At 46.1% G+C, this 22,016-nt stretch carries 15 protein-coding genes; 13 read left to right on the plus strand and 2 right to left on the minus strand.

Annotated elements, in window-relative coordinates; all coding sequences use genetic code 11:
- Positions 1 to 5: 5 nt before the first annotated feature.
- From ACQW03_RS19645 to ACQW03_RS19660, 4 genes are all read left to right on the plus strand, one after another.
- Positions 6 to 1,325, plus strand: coding sequence for a glycoside hydrolase family 125 protein (locus tag ACQW03_RS19645; protein ID WP_441951313.1), 1,320 nt, complete (start codon positions 6 to 8; stop codon positions 1,323 to 1,325).
- On the plus strand, positions 1,322 to 4,477 hold the full coding sequence (locus ACQW03_RS19650) for a beta-galactosidase (protein ID WP_441951315.1): 3,156 nt from the start codon (positions 1,322 to 1,324) through the stop codon (positions 4,475 to 4,477). Before ACQW03_RS19645 ends, ACQW03_RS19650 begins: the two co-directional genes overlap by 4 nt.
- 38 nt (positions 4,478 to 4,515) lie before the next feature.
- Positions 4,516 to 7,308: an alpha-mannosidase gene (locus ACQW03_RS19655; protein WP_441951317.1), complete on the plus strand. Its 2,793-nt coding sequence runs from the start codon at positions 4,516 to 4,518 to the stop codon at positions 7,306 to 7,308.
- Positions 7,309 to 7,691: 383 nt separating this feature from the next.
- The gene (locus tag ACQW03_RS19660; protein WP_441951319.1) at positions 7,692 to 9,437 is read left to right on the plus strand and encodes a methyl-accepting chemotaxis protein; all 1,746 of its coding nucleotides are present in this window, start codon (positions 7,692 to 7,694) and stop codon (positions 9,435 to 9,437) included.
- 113 nt (positions 9,438 to 9,550) lie between these two features.
- On the opposite strand, the gene ACQW03_RS19665 is transcribed toward ACQW03_RS19660, so the two are convergent.
- Both ACQW03_RS19665 and ACQW03_RS19670 read right to left on the minus strand, forming a co-directional pair.
- Positions 9,551 to 10,120 carry a DUF1697 domain-containing protein gene (locus ACQW03_RS19665; RefSeq protein WP_441951321.1) on the minus strand — a complete coding sequence of 190 codons (570 nt, stop codon included), beginning with the start codon at positions 10,118 to 10,120 and terminating at the stop codon, positions 9,551 to 9,553.
- A gap of 32 nt (positions 10,121 to 10,152) precedes the next feature.
- Positions 10,153 to 10,803 (minus strand): hypothetical protein, encoded by a 651-nt coding sequence (locus tag ACQW03_RS19670; RefSeq protein WP_071642061.1) that lies wholly within the window; start codon positions 10,801 to 10,803, stop codon positions 10,153 to 10,155.
- A gap of 211 nt (positions 10,804 to 11,014) precedes the next feature.
- Between ACQW03_RS19670 and ACQW03_RS19675 the strand changes: the two genes are divergently transcribed.
- From ACQW03_RS19675 to ACQW03_RS19715, 9 genes are all read left to right on the plus strand, one after another.
- On the plus strand, positions 11,015 to 12,007 hold the full coding sequence (locus ACQW03_RS19675; protein ID WP_441951323.1) for a hypothetical protein: 993 nt from the start codon (positions 11,015 to 11,017) through the stop codon (positions 12,005 to 12,007).
- Positions 12,007 to 13,095, plus strand: coding sequence for a hypothetical protein (locus ACQW03_RS19680; protein ID WP_441951325.1), 1,089 nt, complete (start codon positions 12,007 to 12,009; stop codon positions 13,093 to 13,095). Before ACQW03_RS19675 ends, ACQW03_RS19680 begins: the two co-directional genes overlap by 1 nt.
- 81 nt (positions 13,096 to 13,176) lie before the next feature.
- Positions 13,177 to 14,130: an ADP-ribosylglycohydrolase family protein gene (locus tag ACQW03_RS19685; protein WP_441951327.1), complete on the plus strand. Its 954-nt coding sequence runs from the start codon at positions 13,177 to 13,179 to the stop codon at positions 14,128 to 14,130.
- Between the two features lie 162 nt (positions 14,131 to 14,292).
- The gene (locus tag ACQW03_RS19690; RefSeq protein WP_441951329.1) at positions 14,293 to 15,213 is read left to right on the plus strand and encodes a hypothetical protein; all 921 of its coding nucleotides are present in this window, start codon (positions 14,293 to 14,295) and stop codon (positions 15,211 to 15,213) included.
- A 220-nt stretch (positions 15,214 to 15,433) separates the two neighbouring features.
- Positions 15,434 to 17,821 carry a polyprenyl synthetase family protein gene (locus ACQW03_RS19695; RefSeq protein ID WP_441951331.1) on the plus strand — a complete coding sequence of 796 codons (2,388 nt, stop codon included), beginning with the start codon at positions 15,434 to 15,436 and terminating at the stop codon, positions 17,819 to 17,821.
- 147 nt (positions 17,822 to 17,968) lie between these two features.
- On the plus strand, positions 17,969 to 18,508 hold the full coding sequence (locus ACQW03_RS19700; RefSeq protein WP_104496213.1) for a CueP family metal-binding protein: 540 nt from the start codon (positions 17,969 to 17,971) through the stop codon (positions 18,506 to 18,508).
- Positions 18,509 to 18,792: 284 nt separating this feature from the next.
- A complete protein-coding gene (locus ACQW03_RS19705; RefSeq protein ID WP_441951334.1) occupies positions 18,793 to 20,856 on the plus strand; it encodes a methyl-accepting chemotaxis protein in 2,064 nt (687 codons plus the stop codon).
- Positions 20,857 to 21,162: 306 nt separating this feature from the next.
- A complete protein-coding gene (locus tag ACQW03_RS19710) occupies positions 21,163 to 21,561 on the plus strand; it encodes a hypothetical protein (RefSeq protein ID WP_441951336.1) in 399 nt (132 codons plus the stop codon).
- 5 nt (positions 21,562 to 21,566) lie between these two features.
- A complete protein-coding gene (locus tag ACQW03_RS19715; RefSeq protein WP_441951338.1) occupies positions 21,567 to 22,004 on the plus strand; it encodes a tyrosine-type recombinase/integrase in 438 nt (145 codons plus the stop codon).
- The last annotated feature ends 12 nt before the right edge of the window (positions 22,005 to 22,016 follow it).

Genomic DNA, 22,016 nt, shown 5'->3' on the forward strand with positions numbered 1-22,016 from the left:
AGCTATTGGAACAATTCAGACTTCCCAAAATACCGATGCCCGACCTTGACTTGCCGCAGGCTGTTCAGGACGTACTTAAGGAAGCGGAGCAAGCACTGGCTCACAGGCCGAAGCTGCTGAAGCTGTTTAAAAACTGTTTTCCGAATTCGCTGGAGACGACGACCAAACTAATGGATGATGGGACAACGTTTCTCATTACAGGTGATATTCCGGCTCTTTGGTTGCGGGATTCCGTAGAGCAGGTCATTCATTATGTGCCGTTAGCCAGGGAGGATGCTGATTTACAGCGTATCATTGGTGGTCTGATCAAACGCCATATTCACTATGTCCTCATAGACCCGTATGCGAATGCGTTCAATGAGACGGCGAATGACTGGCACTGGAACGCGTCCGATGAGACGGAAATGTCGCCATGGGTGTGGGAACGAAAATTTGAAATCGACTCGCTTTGCTTTGTCATTCGGCTGACTTATATGTACTGGAAGGAAACAGAGCTTACCGATATTTTTGATTCAAAATTCAAGATGGCTCTGCACAAAATGGTGGATGTGTTCAAAACGGAGCAGCGTCACCAAGAGCAATCTGCGTATCGATTTACGCGTAATAACGGCATTTTCACCGATTCCTTGCGCAATCAGGGACTCGGTATGCCTGTAAATTATACAGGGATGATTTGGTCGGGCTTCCGTTCCAGTGATGATGCTTGCGATTTCCACTACAATATACCCGGTAATATGTTTGCGGTAGTTGCTTTACGGCAGATGCAGGAGTTTGCGGAGTGGGTATTTCGTGATCTGGACTTTCTGAACGAGCTGAAGGAGCTGGAGGCTGAGGTGGAGCACGGCATCCGCTTGTACGGCATTTACCGCCACCCGGTATTCGGGCCTATATATGCTTATGAAACGGACGGATTTGGCAACTACTGCCTGATGGATGACGCAGGTACGCCGGGATTGATGTCCATTCCGTATTTGGGCTATACGACGGCGGACGATCCTATCTATCAAAATACGAGACTCTTCGCTTTAAGCCAGGAGAATCCGTTTTACTATGAAGGCAACGCGGCTAAAGGCATCGGAAGTCCGCACACTCTGCCGGGTTACATCTGGCATATGTCCCTGTCTATGCAAGGGTTAACGGCCCAGACTACAGAAGAAAAGCTGGAGATGATCCGGATGCTGGAAGCGACAGATGGGGACACCGGATATATGCATGAAGGCTTTCATGCAGATGATCCCACGGTTTATACGAGAAAATGGTTCGCCTGGTCCAACAGTCTGTTTGCCCAGCTTGTGTATAAGGCCATGAAGGATGGCTTGTTATGATTGAATCCATAGTAAACCCATCCATCGTTGTTTTCAGTGAGCAAGGCTTTCCCACTATAGGGAGCCTGTTGCCAGACGAGGCATTTCAGGGAGTTGCAGACGTGGTGGTCGTACGAGCCGATGAACTGGCTGAAACGCTAAAGCATATGGACAACGGCTGCTTTGTCAATCTTCATGCACCGTACTTCCCCAAGTCCGCCTGGACCGAAATCGTGGCATTTCTCCACAGGGGAGGGGGGCTGCTTAACGTCGGGGGAGCACCCTTTAAGAATCCGGTCCGCGATCCTGCTGATGAGCATGGAGACTGGGTCATTGAGACTGAGCAGACTGCATATCATCAGGAATTGCATATTCATGAGGTGCTGAGAGTAGACGCGTCGAAGGTGACTTCCCTGGTCGCATCAGAGGATATTCCTGTGCTGTGTGGTCAGGAGTCTCTGTTCCAGGTGGCGGATACGTGGAATCTCGTTCCACATACGACCAAAAGCAGCGATCTGCCGCACCAGATGGGCTCTGCCGGGCCGATGAATACGCGAATTTATCCTTTGCTCAAGGGAGTAAGTAAGGACGGACGGGACATTGCCGCCCCGATGGTGCTATGGGAGCATGCCCGAGGTCTGTTTGCCGGCGCACGCTGGATGTTTGTCCAATTGCCGTTGATAGCTTCCTTTTGGGAACAGGATGGGGAGCAGTTGCTTGCCCAATGGGCACGTTTTTGCGCCAAGGGGATGACGGAGCTATCTATCAAGCCAAACTACGCTACTTATGAGCCTGGGGAACGAGCCGTACTAACACTTCAAACCCAAAGATTGCAGCGAGGAGGAGCCACGCCCAGATATCACGAGATATGGAGCTTTGACCTGACGGTGGAGCAAATATTGGATGATCACAGTCAGCAGGTATGGAGGAAGCGTTTGCAGATTGAAGTTAGCAGAGAACAGGACTTTGTACGTATTCCCCTTTCCTTTTCCAGCCTAAGCGGTTTATATCGGGTCATTTGCCGAGCCGAGTCATCGGATGGTGAAGTGCGTATATTGCGACAGGGCTTTTGGGGGCAGGATGCCGAACTGCTGGCTGAAGGACAGTTCATCATGCGCAGTCGGGACTATTTTATAAAGGATGGACGCCCGTTGCCTGTTGTCGGCATGACCTATATGACCTCAGATGTAGCACGGAAGTTTCTGTTTTTGCCCAATGCAGCAATTTGGGACCGGGATATGGCCCAGATGGCCAAAGCGGGCATCAACTGGATTCGTACAGGGGTATGGACGGCTTATCGCAACATGATGCAGATAGACGGGCACGCCTCGGAAGAGGTGCTTCGCGCAATTGATGCTTTTTTGCTGACAGCCAAAAGGCATGGATTGCAGGTGACGTTCACGTTCTTTTCTTTTACACCGGAAACATGGGAAGGGGTTAACCCTTATCTCGATCCGCAAAGCGTGGAAGCACAAAAGCGGTTCATTCGCAGTATTGTCAGCCGTCACACGGCTACAACCCATGTAGACTGGGATCTGATTAACGAGCCTTCCATGTTTGATCCGTCGCGCATTTTCACGGATGGTCCGCGTTCTGCAAGGAACTTATGGGAACAGGAGGCATTCAGCACATGGCTGGAGCAACGGCACGGCAGCATTGAGGGTTTGCAGGAAGCATGGAATATGACACCACAGCAGCTTCCCTGTTTTGCTTCTGCCACAACTCCCGAGCCGGAGGAGATAAACTTCGACGTTCAGGATATGCATCAGGCTAAAAAGGGAGCCAAGTGGCTGGATTACTGTCTGTTTTCAATGGATATGCACAATCTGTGGGCCGAGCAATTGGCGACTACGATTCGGGAGCTTTGTCCCGGGCATTTGGTAACTGTAGGACAGGACGAGGCACTGGGCGCGCAGCGGCCGTCTCCGTTTTTTTATGAGGCTGTGGTGGATTATACGACGGTGCATTCATGGTGGTTGAATGACCATTTGGTGTGGGACGGTATCTTTGCCAAAACACCAGACAAACCGAATCTCGTGCAGGAAACCGGAATAATGTATGTTGAGACGCCGGATGGTCGAGCCAAGCGTTCAGAGGCGGAGCTGCGCGACATGCTGGAGCGCAAGTATGCGTATGCCTTTTCGACTGGCGGAGCGGGTGCCATTCATTGGATATGGAATACGAACTTTTATATGGATAATGCCAATGAATCTCACATCGGAGCGTTGCGTGCGGATGGGACCGAGAAGCCGGAAGCAGAAGTGTCTTACGATTTTGGGCGTTTTATGAATGATATTCGCGATCTGTTTACAGACCGAAAGCTGGAGGAAACGGCTGTTGTATTCCCGTACTCGAATGATTTCTCCAACCGATCGCTTGCCTTTCATGCCACGACACGGCTTACCCGGGTGATGTCCTATGATCTCAAGCAGCCATTCCGTGCCGTCTCCGAGTATCATCTGGACTCGCTCAAGCGGCAGTTACCGAAACTGATTATGATTCCTAGCGCGCACAATTTCGACAGTACATCGCTGGAACATCTTCTGGAAATGGTACGATCCTTCGGTGTGACTTTACTAGTCACCGGACCGTTGGGCCTTGATCCTTACTGGAAAGTGAGCGACCGAGTCGATGATATTATTGGGCAGCGTACGCTGGGGAACGTCCAACGGGAGGAAGTGATGAGTCTGGAGGGTCAAACCTTCCCTGTCTCATTCGGTCAGCGGCGAATTGCTGAGGTGGCTAAGGAGGAACAACTGTCACCAAAAGTGGACGGAGCGATGGGTGATGAAGTCGTGAACCTGCCGCTTGGCAAGGGGCGCTTGATCTGGAGTCCGCTTCCACTGGAGTTGAATGGCAGGGATGAGCCGATTGCTGAGCTATATCGCTACGCCCTCACTGCCGCCGGGGTGGAGCGAGAACTGGAGTGGATAGACGGTGGCGATCAGCCGGGACTATATGGACGTAAGCTGAATTTCGAGAATGGAGGCTTGTATATTTTCGTATCGGAGTTTTCCCGGGATACCCAAGTGCGTGTTCGAGATAAGGCGACTGGATTATCCTACGCTTTTCTGTTGCCAAGGAGCCGCTCTGTCTTGTTTGCTGTGGATCGAGAAGGTCAGTTGCTAGCGGTATATCGTCCCGAGGAAGTGAATATTGAAGTGATGCAGTGAACAATGGCAGGTCAAGACACACGGTGAGGGGGTATACAATGAGCGAGCAAAGGGATGAATCAACCAACAATCAAGCGATAAGCAGGGAAGTAGACACATACACGGATAGCAAGACGACAGCACATATTATTTCGCATACCCACTGGGATCGGGAGTGGTATTTACCTTATGAGAAGCACCATATGCGCCTGATTAGCCTGATGGATTCTCTGCTGGACAAACTGGAGCAGGACCCGGATTATAAAAGCTTTTATCTGGACGGGCAGACGATCATTCTGGAGGATTATCTACAGGTTCGCCCCGAGCATAAGGAACGGCTGGAGCAGCATATTCGCAATGGTCGTATTTTTATCGGACCCTGGTACATTTTGCAGGATGCTTTTCTGACCAGCGGCGAAGCCAATGTACGTAATATGCAGATCGGGCACCGCGATGCCGAACGTTACGGCAATCCGTCCAAGATTGGATACTTCCCCGATACGTTTGGTCTGGTTGGGCAGACTCCGCAGTTAATGCTACAGTCGAGGATTACGAATGTGTTCTTCGGAAGGGGCGTAAAGCCCACAGGGTTTAACAATACAGTGTCGGATAGAGGCTACGAGTCCTCCTTTTCGGAACTGTTATGGACGGGGCCAGACGGATCGGAGGTACTCGGTATTTTATTCGCCAACTGGTATTCCAACGGCAATGAGGTTCCGGTAGATGAGGCGGAAGCCAAGGTTTATTGGAAGCGTAAACTGGATGATGCACAAAAATATGCTTCAACTGGCGAGCTGCTGTTCATGAACGGATGCGATCATCAGCCTTTACAGCTTGATTTACCGGAAGCAATCCGTACGGCACAGAAGCTTTATCCGGATATCGAGTTTATTCATTCCAATTTCAACGATTATCTGACCTCTCTGAAACGGGCTTCCCAAAGGCAGCTCTCGTCAGTGAAGGGAGAGTTTCGCAGTCAGCGCACGGACGGCTGGGGAACGCTGGTGAATACGGCTTCTGCCCGGGTGTATTTGAAACAGATGAACCAGTTGGGACAAGTGATGCTGGAAAAAGTGGCTGAGCCGCTTGCAACCTTCGCGCATCTGTTGGGGCAGGCTTACCCTCATCATTTGTTCACCTATGCCTGGAAAACACTGATGCAGAACCATCCGCATGACAGTATTTGCGGTTGTAGTGTGGACGAGGTGCACCGTGAGATGGTGACCCGGTTTGATAAGAGCCGTCATGTAGCCGAGAGCATTGTGGATGAAAGCATTGAGGTCATTGCGCAAGCAGTGGATACGACGGGCTTCAGTCGCTTTGGAGAAGATGCGTTGCCACTCGTGATTTTTAATACGTCAGGCTGGGAACGCAGTGGTATAGTGTCGGCAGAACTGGAAGTGGTGCGTCTATACTTCCGTGAAGGATACACGCTTGAGGAGGCCTCTTATCGAGCGAAGAAAGTGGATCTTTCCGGGCGCGTACTGGTGGACAGTGAAGGGTGTCCGGTGGCATGCAAGGTGGAGGACCTCGGGCTACAGTTCGGTTATGATTTGCCGGATGACCGATTCCGCCAGCCTTACATGTCTCGTCGGGTTCGCCTTACCTTTGAGGGAGAACGTGTGCCCCTGCTAGGCTTAAAAACCTATGCTTGGCTGAGAAGCAATGTCGAGACTGACTCCTCTTCACTTTTTCAAGGCAGTCGAAGTATGGAAAATGATCTGCTTCACGTCGAAATTGCGGATAACGGCTCTTTTACCCTGACGGATAAGCGTACAGGCCGCAGCTACAAAGACCTTGGCGTATATGAAAATGTGGGTGATATCGGCAACGAGTATATGTTCAGACAGCCCGAGGGAGAGCAGGCGCTGACCACCGAAGATTTGATCGCTGACATCCATGTGCTTGAAGATACACCTTTTCTCGCATCCATGGAGATTATCCATCATTGGGAAATACCGGCCTCTGCGGATGAAACGCTGGGGCAGGAGCAGCGAGAGCTAGTTTATTATCCGTATCGTCAGGCTCAGCGCTCCCGACAGACCGTTCCGCTGACGATACGGACTGTCATTTCTTTATCTCGGAACAGCAGGGGTGTTTCCATGGAAACCACCTTTAACAACCAAGCCAAGGATCACCGACTACGCGCGCTGTTTCCGACAGAAATAGACTCTGTTGAGCATCGGGTGGACTCCATGTTTGAAATTGCAATCCGGGACAATGAACCCTCACCTGAGTGGGAAAACCCAAGCAACACACAGCATCAGCAGGCGTTTGTGGATGTAAGCGGGGAACAAACCGGTCTGACCGTGGCCAATCTCGGGTTGAATGAATATGAAGTGCTGCGTGATGGACGCAACACGATTGCAGTAACGTTGCTTCGCTCAGTTGGCGAGCTGGGTGATTGGGGATGGTTCCCGACGCCGGAAGCGCAATGTCCAGGTGAGCATAGCACCCGTCTGGAGATCATTCCACATGATGGCGACGGTATTCAGTCCGGCGTGTATGCAGAAGCCTATCAATACCAAATTCCTTGGATTGTAAAACAAACGGGGATTCATGCGGGTACAGTTGCTCCAGATTATGCGCCGTTTGATTGGAAAAGCACGGAGCTTGCCTTTTCCTCTATGAAAATGAATGAGCTGTCGGGGGATGTGCTGTTACGCTGGTACAATATGAGTCATAGTATAGCCGAATTAATTATCAAGCCCCGGCCGCAGCAGTACGATTTTTATAAAAGTAATATCCTCGAAGAACAAGGAGAAGACATCGTAATGGATTCTTCTAATGAGTTACTTCAGTCTGTAAAGCCGCATGAAATTATTACACTAGGTTTTAAATTGAACACTTAACAATAAAGAGAAGAAGGCCATAGCCATATGATAATATACCCCGATGGAATAACTTATCATCGGGGCTTGTTATCATATGGCTAAAAGTAAATAGTAGATAGGTTTAGCAAATTCTTCAAGCCCATGAGTATCTAAAATTTTGAGTTACATAGCAAGTCCGCATATGAATTTGGCTATCAGAGTATTCTTTATTTTTGCATCACTGTTATCTTACTTATAAATTTAAGCGCTTTCTACCGATATATATAAATATATATATCATCACGTTCTGTGATCTGCTTCATTGTGTTGTTTGGAGGGCAATGTCAAGGAGACCGAGCGGAAACTCGTGAAAGTTGAGAGCAGCGTGAACTATTATCCATAGACGATCTGGAGGGGTTTGGATGAGTAACAAGCTATTAGACAGGACTAAAAAAAGGAAGGGTTTTAGAGATTTTAAGGTTACGACAACGATGATCTCCATGATTATGATCAGCTTAGTGGGTTTGCTCATTGTATCGCTGGTTGGGGTTATCGGTATGTATCAAGCTAAAGAGGGTCAAGGTATTTTGTATGTGGATCGCTTTCAACACCAAACGAATATTCTTGAAGTCAAAAGTGATTTCTATAATATGCGGGCTAATTATACAAAAATACTCGACAATAAGGAGTACACAGATAAACAGTATAAGCAGGTGCAGAAAGGAAAAGATAGCGTTACAACCGGACTAAATGAATTCTCACAAAGGAATTTGGATGCTAAGGAACAGAAATTGTACGAGGAACTACGGGGGAGTATAGACACATATTATCAGGATATTGAGCAAATCATGGCAGTCAAAAAAAATAGCGGAACGTATGACACGGAAGAGAGAGGCCGGATTAATAAATCCAGTACGGCAATTGTTACGATGCTGACTACGATTTCAGATTATAACAATGAACAATCCGCCAACTTATATCAAAATACCCAAAATGAGATTAAAATGCGTACAATTGTTTTGATCACAGTTCTGGCCCTCGTGCTGGCTATTCTTATCACCATCTCCTTTGCGGCCATTCGAAATATCCGTTTCCGGATGAGTACAATTACGAAATACTGTGAGGAGATTACCCAAGGAAATTTAACGGCAGCACTTGATCCTGCCTTGCTCAAAGGAAATAATGAGATCGCTGTCATTGCGCGTGCCATTCAACAAATGACAGATTCAACCTCAATGGTCATTACGGGGGTTATCAATGAGTCACGCCAAATTAACCAAGTGAGCGACCAGACGAATCATAATATGACAGATCTCAATGAGCGGATTAGAGATGTATCTGCCACGGTCGAACAGCTGTCAGCAGCTATGGAAGAGACTTCAGCATACACCGAGAACATGAATCATTCTGCGGAAGAAATGCAGCGGGCAGCAGAGTACATTTCGGTTAAAACTCAAGAAAGAGCTCAGTCTGCCAATGATACAAGTGTAAAAGCCGAAACATTGAAGCATGCGGCTAGTGAATCCAATAAAGCGGCCAAGGAGATTTACCGGAAGGCCAATGAAAAGATGAAGGAAGCGCTAGAACGAGCCAAGGCCGTAGACCAAATTCGTTTACTTTCTCAGTCTATCTTAGAAATCACGGCACAAACCAACTTGCTGGCTCTAAATGCATCCATTGAAGCGGCTCGTGCGGGTGAGTCAGGTCGAGGGTTTGCGGTTGTGGCTAACGAGATTCGCAAGTTGGCAGACGGCTCCAAACACGCGGTAGACCAAATTCAGAGTGTTACTCAAGAAGTTGTGCAATCTGTAGAGAATTTAACTACTAATGCCGAAGAATTACTACACTTCCTGCAAGCCCAAGTGGGCAAGGATTATCAGTTGCTTGAGGATACAGCAGGACAATATTACATGGATGCCGTGGAGCACACAAACACGGTCAATGATTTGAACGCCACCTCTAAGCAGGTGAATGCAACCATCCAAACCATGGTTAGGGCGATTCATGAGATTGCAACAGCCAGCGAACAGTCCGCTATATCCACTCAGCACATTGCAGAGAATATGGTTTCATCGACGGAGAAATCTCTTGAAGTGGCACACCAGTCTGATCAGGTGAAGGAAAGTGCGGCCCGACTGAATGAACTGGTCGAAGGTTTTAAAATATAACGAGGCAACACACAAAGACTAGGGAAAACATTACATCGAAGAAAAACAGTTGGGGAGCCGTAAAAAGGCTCCCTTTTTGAGTTTACCCTTCTAAGGTTGCTTTTGGATTACAGTCAAGAACTCGTATCCTGCAACTCTTCCTGTTCAGCCATTTGCATCAGCTTATAAATCTGACGAGTTGTGTTCACATTCCGCACCGTCATTTGCTGATACAGCTTGGTGCCGACTAATTTCGTTAACCCGCTTTTTGTGACCTGTTCTTTGCTGACAGAAAACAGAACGGCCCCGGTCGTATATATTACATGGCCTATTCCCGGTTTCAAAGGAAGCTTGTCCAGAACGGAAATATCGTTAATTTCATCCCACAGAAACATTACATCACTTTTCATCTGTGTATCATTAGACCATTCATTCGGCAGTGCATCTATAATGGTCTGAATCTCCTTCATATTACGAACGATGACACGGATGGGTAAGCTAAAATCCTCCAGAATCGCCTGTTCCAATATGAGTGAAAGCTCCTGGTTAGACTGGGTCTGACTAGAAAAAATAATGTTTCCAGAATTAATGTAAGTCGTCACATGCCCCATACCTGCATTTTCAAACGTTTGCTTGAGCTTCTTCATCTCGATCTTGTTGTTGCCGCCAACATTGATGCCCCGCAGTAATGCGATATAGATCATATAAGCTCCACCTCTCTTCAAAAAAAGGATTTCTAACAAAGGGATAGGTATTCCATTAAATACGTGGTTTGATTTTCGCTCAACAGCGGATGCAGCAATGGTTTTACGTGCTCGATATATTCTGCTTTGGTTTCGTATGTGTCCTCATCTTTCAATTCTCCCTTAAAGGTACAGGCACCTTCGATCAGAATGGAAAGAGCCGTAAAGAAGTTAGCTAAAGAGTCGGCAACCTGCTGCGCTGCCCCACCTTCAAAAGCAGCATATACAGGGGAACCGAGTGCGCTAGTATCGACAATGACTGGATCGTCATTAAAATTGGCAATCACGACATGATGGGGCGGCCACGAAGGAGATTCTTGGACAAGTTCACCAGATGTAATCCAGCGATAGCCCAGCTGTTGGCGATACAGATGTTCTGGTGCGGCAAAAAAGAGAACCGCGGCATCCCCGATTTCAACTGCTGCATTTTTTAATTTGTGTGTTCCCGCTGCCTTGGCATCGATCATTTCATAATGGCTATACAGGTACTCAAGCTCAGGGGATACGGGAATCCGTCTGTCCCAGCAATCTGTTAGGTTCTCCGTCCGGGGCTGGATGTCGTGGTCTTGGAACAGCCCGTAGGCATCATTATATAAGTTTTGCTGTTGTACAAAACGGGCCAAAGCTTCGCTTAACTGTTTCATAGGTGTTCATTCCTTTCTAATTGTAGGCTATGACCTTTGACATCACGTTTTACTTCTATCGTAAAGATATCATAATATAGACATGGAGAACATATGTTTCTGTAATTGTGCCGCCTTGCCAGTCTATCCAGATTAATTTTACAATATAGGAGTTCGAAAATGTTTTGTACTTAGTTTAATATGCTCAGGCTTACTTGTAAGGAGGATAAGCATGTCATTTTCTAAAATATACGATTACAAATTAAGAGCTTATTTTAATGAGCGTATTTCTGATTTAAGTCATGAATATCTATTTTATTCTTATCCCGATCAAGAGCAAAATTTAAGAATATTAACCCTGAATATAAACGAACAGGATTATGTTTCTCTAGTGCGATGGCATGATCTGTTTGACAGGTCGCTATTTACAAAAATGGATGATGTCATTCGAAGCGAACGGGATACTGAACGCCTGATTCGATTGCTTTCGTTCATTTTTAATGTTTTTGATATACATAAAGATGTTGCTTATAGGAGAAAAAACTTATTTTGTTTTTATTATCAATATCAAGTTTCACATCTAAGAGAGAGAGGGAATGAATTCTCGCTTACTCAGGACAGACTATTTTTCCTTCACCATCTCTTATTTGAACTGGGTTTAGGTGACGACATTTATGATCGTCTAACGATTGAAAATAATAGGATTATGTACAGAATGGAAGACGCACAATATTATGATCTGCACATTCTTATTAACATTTTGCATGAGCATATTAACAAAAGTAGGATGGATATGGATACACAAGCAGCACTGGAAAAAATAAAATTTTTACAAGGCCAATGGGTCAACTTTATGCTGGGTAGTCATGATGTATATGATTTTCCATTCGATGATTTCAACGAGCCGTTTGTAGAAGCAACGATGTTTATGCAAGCCTACAAATCTAATAAAAATGGGGTATTAGAGGTGCTGATAGACTGTATCAATGGGCATCAATCTCCAACAGAGCAGTTCATCTCCCATTTGATCCTGATGAATTATTCCTATTTTGTTCTCAAAAGTGATCCTAGCGAAATTACATATCTTAAGTTGTTTTGCAAGAAAAAACCGGGAGTTTTTATGAAAGTATTGACTGTATTGCTTGATATCAGATTTTTTGTTGATAAATCCAGCTTCACAAATGTGGGTATAAATTATTATTTATCAAGAATAAAAGGGGTTTAATGATGCCATTCCACCACGTTTCTTTACCTGATTTACCACCGTCTATCGGACGCCTTACAGCCATTCATCCACTAAAGGGCGACTCTCAGGAAAGCATAACCCTGCTGGCACTAAACACACAAGCAGAACTGTGGAGACTAGAACTTCGCTCAGGCAGCGCAGAATTGTGCACACGTATTTGTATTCCTGATTTTAATCCCATGCAACCTGTCCAAATGGTTACCAGTTCTGACGGCAGATACGTAGCTATCTCCAATCGTTTTGGACGGCATGCGGCAGTGTATGATTTAGTCCATGCTCAAGAAAAAATGAAATTATCACGGGACGAATATCACTACGATAAAAGTATGTTTCCCCTGGCATTTGTACACCAAGACGGTGCATGCATTCTTGTCCATGGGACGGAATGGAACCGGCTTGATCTGACGGATGTAGAAACAGGCATGCTTTTGACAGCAAGACCTACTCCTGTTTATAACAGCGAAAGCAAAAATGAGCACTATCTAGATTATTTTCATGGGAGGCTGCTGATTTCACCAGGGGGAAAGTGGATTGCGGATACGGGATGGGTATGGGCTCCATTAGGAGTGGTCCGAACTTGGTCCTTATCCGATTGGCTGATGAACCCATGGGAATCGGAGAATGGTCCGTCAGTTCGCCATCTTTGGCAAACCATAGATTGGGATGGGCCGGTGTACTGGACAGGACCCGATATATTGGCGGTTTGGGGACAGATGGATGCCGATTTGCTGGAGGAGGAAGATTGGGGAGAGGAAGGAGTTGAACCGGCTGTTGTCCTATTCGATATGACCCAGCCCGGGTACCGGCGTGTGCTTCCAGCGATCCCCTCCCTAAATTGTAAGCCACTTGTAGACGGGACTTTTCCTTACCCCCAAGCGGATATGGCCATTTGCGGTGACCAATTATTCTTATGGGGAAAAGGAGTCCCGCTTCAGGTATGGCGGCTTTCAAGCGGTGTGCGGGAATATGTAGATACGGAGCGGTTTCCACTCGTTTACCATCAAGAGGCAGGAATTTTCATTGAATTGAAAGCGGATAGCCGTTGTAAAGCCTTAAGCTACGAATAAATGGCAGTGTCGGGCTTCCTTCCTGGCAAGATGGGAAAATATGCATTAGTTATTAGATTTGAAAAGGGGCGTAAAACCAAAATGGCACTTATCAAGGATCGTTTTTTGGGATGCCTGGTTGGGCTGGCAGTGGGTGATGCTTTGGGAACCACTGTGGAATTCAGTAGTCCAGGTACATTTGAACCTGTAACGGATATCGTGGGCGGCGGTGTCTTTGGGTTAAAGCCGGGCCAGTGGACGGACGATACGTCGATGGCGCTCTGCTTGGCCGAGAGTATGGTGCGAAAAGATGGCTTTGATCCGGCAGATCAAATGCGCCGATACACCAATTGGTACCACTTGGGGTATATGAGCAGCACAGGAACGTGCTTTGATATCGGTGGTGCAACGAGAGCAGCACTGCATCGCTTCGAAGCTACCGGAGATCCGTACAGTGGGTCCGTCGACCCCATGACTGCCGGCAATGGCTCTATTATGAGGCTTGCACCTGTGGCTATGGCCTATGCGAACCGTCCGAAAGAGGCGGTGATGTACGCTGAGATGAGCTCGCGAACCACCCATGGAGCAGTCGAAAGTGTGGAGGCCTGTGCTGTGCTTGCTTCAATCCTTGTGGCAGGTTTGCGGGGAGCGGACAAAGAATCCATGTTATCGGTGGACGTCTGTTATAAGTGGCGGGTGGACGAGCCCGCTTATTCGGCAGCCATTGAAGAAATAATTCGGGGATCTTACCGGTATAAAGAACCGCCCGAAATACAAGGAACCGGGTATGTCATTCGTTCCCTTGAGGCTGCGTTGTGGGCATTCCACCATTCGACTTCATTTGAAGAGGGAGCACTGTTGGCAGTGAATCTGGGGGATGATGCCGATACGACCGGGGCGGTGTACGGGCAGATTGCAGGAGCTTATTATGGACTAAGCGGGATCCCGAGTCGTTGGCGCGAGAAGCTGGCGATGAAGGAGACGATAGATGAACTGACTGAGGCTTTATGGCAGAAGGTTGAGAAGGACCAAACACTCCAAGGGGAACATCTATAAAGATCAAGCTGGGCTGCTTTTCTTATAAAGCAGAGCCCAGCTTGTTTTTTTTGTTTGCTATATCGCCATACTTCCGCCCTACTCAGCAACATGCCGTTATGACAAAATGAGTTCAATACAAATAACACTTCACTTTATTGACCTTTCAGAGGAGGAACTACCTTGTCACATCCACATAAACAGCTTCATTCATTTGTTGATATTTCCAACGATATGAAAGGATTTGAGATCGTTTCGACCCAATTTGGCCCTGATGGGCGCGTGTATATTTTGCTGATTGATAAAGTCCCAGAACGAGTGCGGGGAATGTTCACGCCTGCCTCATTGAAAGACAGACATACTTACAAGGTACTCATCCTAGACAATCACATCGAAGAAGTGTGTATGGAGGGGCAGCAGTTCAACTATCATTATGTACAGCCTCTAAAAAATCATTTGTTACTCGTCGGAGCACGGTGCCATTATTACGGACCTGGTCAATACGATCTAAATGGTAAAATTATTGATTATGAAGGTCGTACCGTGAATGAACTACTGCTTGGAGACGGTATCCAGAGTGTTCAGGTTACAGAAGAAGGTACGATCTGGACCAGTTATTTTGACGAAGGTATATTCGGGAATTATGGTTGGAATGAGCCTGTGGGGTCCTCCGGCCTTGTCGCCTGGAATAAAGAGGGACACAAAATATATGAGAACCAAGCGGCAGACATTCATGATTGCTATGCTTTGAACGTGGTTAGCGAACAGGAAATCTGGTTTTATTACTATTCAGACTTTTCATTAGGGTGCATTTCCGGTAGCGACCGTACGAATATTACGTTTATGAATCCGAGGATTTCCGGCTGCTCCGGGGTGGCTACAGATGGGTATCACTTTTTGTTCGACGGCGGGTATGGAAGGAATGGACAATATGTCTTGAAAAAGAATGTGAAGCCAGGTAACTTGAGCAAAGGCCAACACATTCGTTTTTTAAATGACGATCAAGAGTTTCTTCAGCCGCACGAACAGGATTTTAGAAAAAACCGCCTGCTGCTCCGTGAAGGTTCTCTGCTGTACCAGGTGGCTGTTGAAGAGTTAGCGTAAAAACCCACGTCAGACGTGGGCTTTTTTGTTGATTGAAAGTAATTTGAGCCTATATTCTTGTTTTAAATTCATGGATATTGCCAAAGAGGGGGTATCGATAAGCAGCATGATAATTTCGTAACCTTACAGTTTTTTTTCCGTATAAAGATAAAAACATGATCCAAGTTCGTTCCCTCAGGGAGAAATACAACCATGTTTAACAAAATGAGAAGTTGAGGTAATGCACCATATGAATGAAAAATTACAAGCCAATACAGGATATCAGCTGGCTGAGCGGCAGGCGATCCAGTATTTTGCATTACTGTATGATCAGGTCTTAGACAAATCTTATGTGACTACCCTGACAGAAGACATTCAAAAGTGGAAAAAAAATCATCTTCAACATTCCTCATGGTTATCCTTTTTTTCGCGGAGAAAGAGAAAACCTGATACTCAGGACTATAATAGATACATTCAATGGCTGAATTATACAGGCAAATTGGATGATTATCTGGACCGAAGTGTCTCCTATATTTATAGTAGGGACCTAGGCAAAGCTCTGGATTCTCCTGACACACATACCCGGATTCAGCGTGTCATTGCAGACGTAAAAGAACACTTGATCCAATCCACCAGTGCAAACGGGGGAGACCAACCGGAATTTATGAATTTGGCCGGGGTGTATCGGTGGGCCCAGAGGGAAGGTATAGAAACCGCGATAATTTGGGTGATCAACAAACTTAGGTCCGTATCCTCCCATATTCCCAAGGAGATGGATGCCGAGCAAGCCCAGCGCAAACTGATTAAGATCATTATCGGGGTTATTCTGCATGTGATGGAAGAAATGGACGATACAGTGTTGTCTGTGGAACGTGCTCGCAGACTTGATGAAGCCATCAGGCTTGGATACTCCTATGGTCTAACCTATCCTTTCATTGATGATCTTCTCGATTCCCAGATTTTGACCGTTCAAGAGAAAGAACAATATTCCCGTATGATACGTGTCGCGCTTCTTAGTGGATCTGTGCCTGAGTTGGGCGATTGGACCGGAAATCATATGGAGTTGATTCAATACATACATTCGGAGCTCTCGGATGCATTTGAGTATATTAAGGAACATCAGCGGCCAGACACACAGCAAACATTTTTCGAGCAGTCCTATGTCTTTTTTCATGCTCAAGATATTGACCGTGTTAAGGACCTAACGCGAGCTACTTATACCAATGAAGAGCTTTATATACCCGTTATTTTGAAGTCTTCTTCATCCCGATTGATTGTCCGTTCCGTGATTAGTGCTCCTGCGGATGAGGGTTTTGAGCAACGAACATTCTTTTATGGTATATATAACCAGCTTGCTGATGATTTTGCGGATATGGTTGACGATATGAGAGACGGTGCGGTAACACCCTATACCTACTATTTAAAATATCATCATCAGAGATCGGATCTTATCAATCCCTTCGAATTATACTGGGCGGTTATTTCCTATTTGATCCATAACGTATATGACTCCGATGCCATGGCTCGTGAGGTGATACTGGATCGGGCAATGAATGGACTCAAACGTTATAAAGAACGTGTAGGTATTGAAAAATATAATGAAACGATGGAGATCTTTGCATCCGGAAATCCGGAATTTAATAATCTCATTCAGAAGATGGTACAAAAAGCTGATGATGTAGATTTCTTAGATAAGCTGCTTCGGGACCAGATGATTACCCATCTGAAAAACGATGCGAGGGAAAAGGAAGACTTTTTCAATACGGTCAAAATGGTCCGTGAGCAGATTAACAACCAATTGAAAATTACCAAGCCCCAAGGGATTCCGGCCATGAAAGAACAGCTTATTGAGGCTGCAAATTACAGTCTCGAAGGGGACGGGAAGCGGATACGGCCTATATTGACTTGGGTCATGGGCGTGAACGAATATGGATTAGATGCATCGGCAATCGTGCCTCTTCTGAGATCACTGGAATATATGCATACCGCATCCCTGATCTTTGATGATTTGCCTTCTCAGGATAATGCGTCTACCCGTAGAGGGCGTCAGACCTTGCATCAGGTGCACAATAGCGCCACCGCGGAACTAACTGGTCTATATCTGATCCAGAAGGCGATTGGGGAACAATCGTCACTTGACCAATTCAATGCTGAGACTGTACTTGCCTTGATTCAATACTCGGCCCAGAAAGCAGAAGATATGTGTATGGGTCAGGCGATGGATCTGGATTCCAAAGGAAAGGCACTGACCTTGGAACAGCTGAATATGGTATGCTTTTACAAAACAGGAGTTGCGTTTGAGGCTTGTCTGGTTATGCCAGCCATGCTTGCACAGGTCAAGGAGTCGGAAATTACTGTTTTGAAGAAATTTGCCTATCATATGGGGATTGCTTTTCAGATTAAAGATGATTTGCTTGATGTGGAAGGAGATATGCTCTTACTCGGAAAACCTGTTGGCCAAGATTCTGATAATAACAATTCGAATTTCGTGTCCATCCTCGGTCTTGAAGGTGCCAGTAAAGAGATGTGGAAACACTATTGCCTCGCGATGGAAGCATTGGAAGAGATCCCACGTAATATTGCTTTTCTGAAGCACTTAATACATTATGTCGTGAACAGGGACCGTTAAAAAACGAGTGTACCCCATTGCTCCACAAGAGTAATGGGGTATTTTTACGTTGAATGTGAATATCTGGTGACTTCAGCACCCCATTTTTCCCATTATGGTGCATTCTCCCTTATAATAATACAAAACAGACGAGGAGATGAACTCCAAATGAAAAAAGGAATCTTAGTCGCTTCAGGGTTGGTTGTTGCCGCATTGGGGACATACCTAATTGCAGGAAATATTCAGAAAGAAGGGGCGGAAAACCACGAGACGACAGACATCAAGCAATTGGTGCATGATATCAGTGCAGGCAAGGCAACACCCCAGTCCGCTTCCATTAATTCCAGTCAGTTGATTGTCACAGGGGATGATACTCAGACCGTGAATTATGATTTGCCTGACAACGAGTTTTTTGTTTCGATTGCGCCATATGTGGAACAGACCCACCCTTGTGCAACTCATAGTCTAACGGGCTGCCAAGGCGAAATAAAAAACGGAGCGTTCAATGTGACCGTTCACGACTCCGAAGGGAATGTCATCATGGAGAATGCCGCCATGAAATCACAATCCAATGGTTTTATTGATCTATGGCTACCGAGGGATAAAACATACCGTATTAGCGTGAATCATGAAGGTAAAACGGCTGAAACTGAATTCTCTACATATGAGAAAAACGATACGTGTATCACAACGATGCAGTTGGGTTAACGACGGAGGATGAGGGGTGAGCTTACGGATTGCTGAAACGCCCTAAATCCGCAAAACCCTGCGTTCTCATATATAGCTTTTAGTAAAGAGCCTACGTCTGACGGAGGCTCTTTGTGCTGCCCTAATCTTTTGCTGGAGTTACCGAACAGGTTGGGAGGGAATCTATGAGGAATCAGATAGCGAAACTTTAAATTGTGTATACTAAAAACCTATTAAAACAGCTGCAAACTTCCGACATATTATCTAAGAGCTTTTCGCTCAATATTCCTCGGGGAGATGGCAGCATGTCACAAAATATTAAGAAGCGCGTATTCAGATCATCTAGCATCGCCAACACATTGGCCATGGTCTTGTTAGTCATTATCGTTGTCGTCTTTGCAACCTTGGGGACGTTCATGTTTGCAAGCACGCAAAGCATACTTGTCAAGCAGCAAGAGGCCATGCTCCAGACCAAGACGCAGGCCGTCGTCACTCAATTCGATGCGTTGTTTAAGGAAAAGGGATCACTTGTCAAACAAATGTCAACGAACAATCTTTTTAAGCAATATTTAGAAACCACCCCATCGGCAGAAATGGTGAAAACTTCTCCTTATGCTGCGGAAACAGTAGCGACTCTGGCAGCCATTGTAAAGGCAGAGCCATCTTTTGCCGACGCCTGGATTGCAGGAATATCTGGTAAAGGCTTCTTTCTTCAGAATGATGGTGTTGCTTCTAAACCGGATTTTGATATCCATACACGCCCATACTTCAAGCCAGCTGTTGAAGCAGACGGTTTATACTACTCAGAACCCTATAAGGACGTCAATTCGGGTAATGTGCTCATGGGCATTTTCTATCCGATTAAAGATAGCAGTAACCAATTAATCGGATTTGCTGCTGTCGATATTGCTTTCAAAGACATCCCTGCCGTTATGCAAAGCTATTCGCTTGGAAGCACAGGTTATTCGATTCTTGCATCCAAAACAGGTGATATTTTGTATCACCCCGATCAAAATAAAGTGCTGAAAGAAAAGATTAACGAAAGCACAGGTGATCTTGGGGAGATCGGAAAGAAAATGATTGCTGGTGAGTCTGGAGTACAGCTAATTAATGATAATGGGGAACCTCGTTATATTGGGTATGCAACCAGTAAAGATACGGGGTGGTCTGTAGGCTTAACCATTTCTGAAGATGAGGTGCTCACAGAATTAAAAACCTTTACCTGGCTTACCATTGGCGGTTTTGCGGCAGCCACCATCCTGCTCGTTGTGATTTGTTATATAACGCTCCGTTATCTGTTGAGATCAATCCCGAAATTGCTTGCAAAAATCAAGCTGATTGAAAATGGAGATTTGACCGTTCAGTTTGATACGCAATCCAACAATGAAATCGGGCAAATTTCTCAAGGAATTTACAATATGGTTCAAAAAATTCAAGGCATGCTCCAAATGGTGGGTGGCTCAGCTCAAGTGTTGAATCAGTCTTCTCATGATTTGCAATCCATTTCTTCCAGAACGGCGATCACGATGAACGATACGGCGACAGCAATTAATGAGATTGCCAATGCAACGAACTACCAATCTATTGAAACGGATAACATTTTACAAAAAACCGGAGCATTATCCGGCCAAATTGACGAAATTGCCAATGATGCCAAAGCCATCGAAACAATGGTGCAAATCTCTGCTGAGCAAAGCGGACAGGGGCTTGCTGTAGTAGATCAGTTATCCAGATGGGCGGAAGAAAATCACAATTCCACACAAGCGATGTCGTCTATTATTCAGGATATTGATCTGAGCCGTCATGAGATTTCCAGCATCGTGGATACGGTCAACCAAATTGCAACGCAGACCAACCTGCTGGCGCTCAATGCTTCCATTGAAGCTGCACGTGCGGGAGAACAGGGCAAAGGGTTTGCTGTTGTTGCCGGGGAGGTTCGCAAGCTGGCTGAGCAGACGGCGCTAGCGACACAGGAAATCTACAAGAAGGTACGTGTCATTGAAGAAAAAACCAGTGTATCGGTTGAGCATACAGTTCATGGGCTGAAAATTGCAGAAGAAAATGCCAGATCGGTGGAGGACACGAAGCAAGTATTCTTTAGCATTAACAAGGATTTGGAAGATTTGAAATTGCGAATGATCCAGATCAGCACCAACACCTCCAAAGTCCACAAGCACAAAGATGAGATTTTGCAGGCGCTAGAGATCATCTCTTCCACCACCGAAGAGAATTCCGCTTCAACCGAAGAGGTCAGCGCCAGCACGCAGGAACAATTGGAGAGCTTCGAACAAGTTGCTGAACTATCCAAACAATTAAACCAATTGTCCAATAAGCTTCAAGACGAATTAAAACAGTTCAAGGTCGAGTAACATGGTAGGTGGCGGCGATGCTATGGGATGAAGTGACGGAGGAACTGGAAAAATAAAGGTAAGACATTTTATGATAATGTAAATTGGACTTAATGGATCAATAATTTACTCTGAAAGAATCAGGGACTTAAGATGAATATCCATCTTAAGTCCCTTTTTTTGTGTAAAATTAGATTTCCAATTTTTTGAACGGTTGATATACTAAGGAGGCAAGTGAGATGAAGATAAACCTACTCTATCGGGATGAAAAAACGATCGGCGGGACGCGCAGGCTGATGCGGTTCCCTCTTCTTCGGAACGAGGTGAATGGAACCCGGATCAGCGGCAAGAAATGCGCGATGCATTGGTGGCAAGGGGACAGCAGCAAGACGATTAAAGCATACATATCGCAAACGGAACGCTTTTTTTGCCGGATTGCAAGGGACCGAAGCAAGCATAAATGATGCGGTGGTGCAAAAATATGCGCTGGTGCTGCTCGAAAAAGGTCTTTCGCACGCTTATGTTAATCAAGCGATCAGTGCGTTGAAATTTTATTTTCGCCATGTGCTAAAGCAGCCCAAATCCTCCGCCTATGTTCGTCCGAAAAAGGAGAGTAAACTACCGGATGTGCTGTCCCTGAATGAGGTCATGCGTCTGTTGGAAGTAGTGAAAAATCTAAAGCATAAGGCTATTCTGTACCTGCGTATACATCCGGGCTGCGGGTAAGCGAAGTGGTGAGGTTGCGTCTTGAAGACTGCGACCGTGAACGGAAAGTACTGAAAGTTCGTCAGGGAAAGGGCAGGAAGGATCGGCAAACGCTGCTATCCGAAGCGGCTTTTGCGGTGGTCGAGCAGTATATAGGGGTGGGGCAGCCAGCAGACTGGCTGTTTCCTGGGCAGAGGGAAGGCCGCCACCTGACGGAACGTTCAGCGCAGAAAGTGTTTGAAAAAGCGCTGGCTGAAGCGGGCATTCGCAAACAGGTGAGTATCCATTCGCTAAGGCATTCCTTTGCGACCCACTTGCTGGAGAATGGGATTGATCTTCGCTATATTCAGGAACTGCTAGGGCATCAGAGTGTGCGAACGACGGAGCGGTATACACATGTGAGCAGACGGGACATTGGGCGGATTCAAAGTCCGTTGGATCGGATGAGCGGGCTGGAGGATTGAAACGCAGAAAGT

Origin of the sequence: Paenibacillus sp. DRB1-1 (assembly GCF_052119485.1) — a bacterium.
In the GTDB taxonomy this organism is placed as follows: domain Bacteria; phylum Bacillota; class Bacilli; order Paenibacillales; family Paenibacillaceae; genus Paenibacillus; species Paenibacillus polymyxa_B.

Coding starts and splice junctions, on each gene's coding strand:
- ACQW03_RS19650 (WP_441951315.1), top strand. CDS start 1,322: ATGATTGAATCCATAGTAAACCCATCCATCGTTGTTTTCAGTGAGCAA.
- ACQW03_RS19655 (WP_441951317.1), top strand. CDS start 4,516: ATGAGCGAGCAAAGGGATGAATCAACCAACAATCAAGCGATAAGCAGG.
- ACQW03_RS19660 (WP_441951319.1), top strand. CDS start 7,692: ATGAGTAACAAGCTATTAGACAGGACTAAAAAAAGGAAGGGTTTTAGA.
- ACQW03_RS19665 (WP_441951321.1), bottom strand. CDS start 10,120: ATGATCTATATCGCATTACTGCGGGGCATCAATGTTGGCGGCAACAAC.
- ACQW03_RS19670 (WP_071642061.1), bottom strand. CDS start 10,803: ATGAAACAGTTAAGCGAAGCTTTGGCCCGTTTTGTACAACAGCAAAAC.
- ACQW03_RS19675 (WP_441951323.1), top strand. CDS start 11,015: ATGTCATTTTCTAAAATATACGATTACAAATTAAGAGCTTATTTTAAT.
- ACQW03_RS19680 (WP_441951325.1), top strand. CDS start 12,007: ATGATGCCATTCCACCACGTTTCTTTACCTGATTTACCACCGTCTATC.
- ACQW03_RS19685 (WP_441951327.1), top strand. CDS start 13,177: ATGGCACTTATCAAGGATCGTTTTTTGGGATGCCTGGTTGGGCTGGCA.
- ACQW03_RS19695 (WP_441951331.1), top strand. CDS start 15,434: ATGCACCATATGAATGAAAAATTACAAGCCAATACAGGATATCAGCTG.
- ACQW03_RS19700 (WP_104496213.1), top strand. CDS start 17,969: ATGAAAAAAGGAATCTTAGTCGCTTCAGGGTTGGTTGTTGCCGCATTG.
- ACQW03_RS19705 (WP_441951334.1), top strand. CDS start 18,793: ATGTCACAAAATATTAAGAAGCGCGTATTCAGATCATCTAGCATCGCC.
- ACQW03_RS19710 (WP_441951336.1), top strand. CDS start 21,163: ATGGAACCCGGATCAGCGGCAAGAAATGCGCGATGCATTGGTGGCAAG.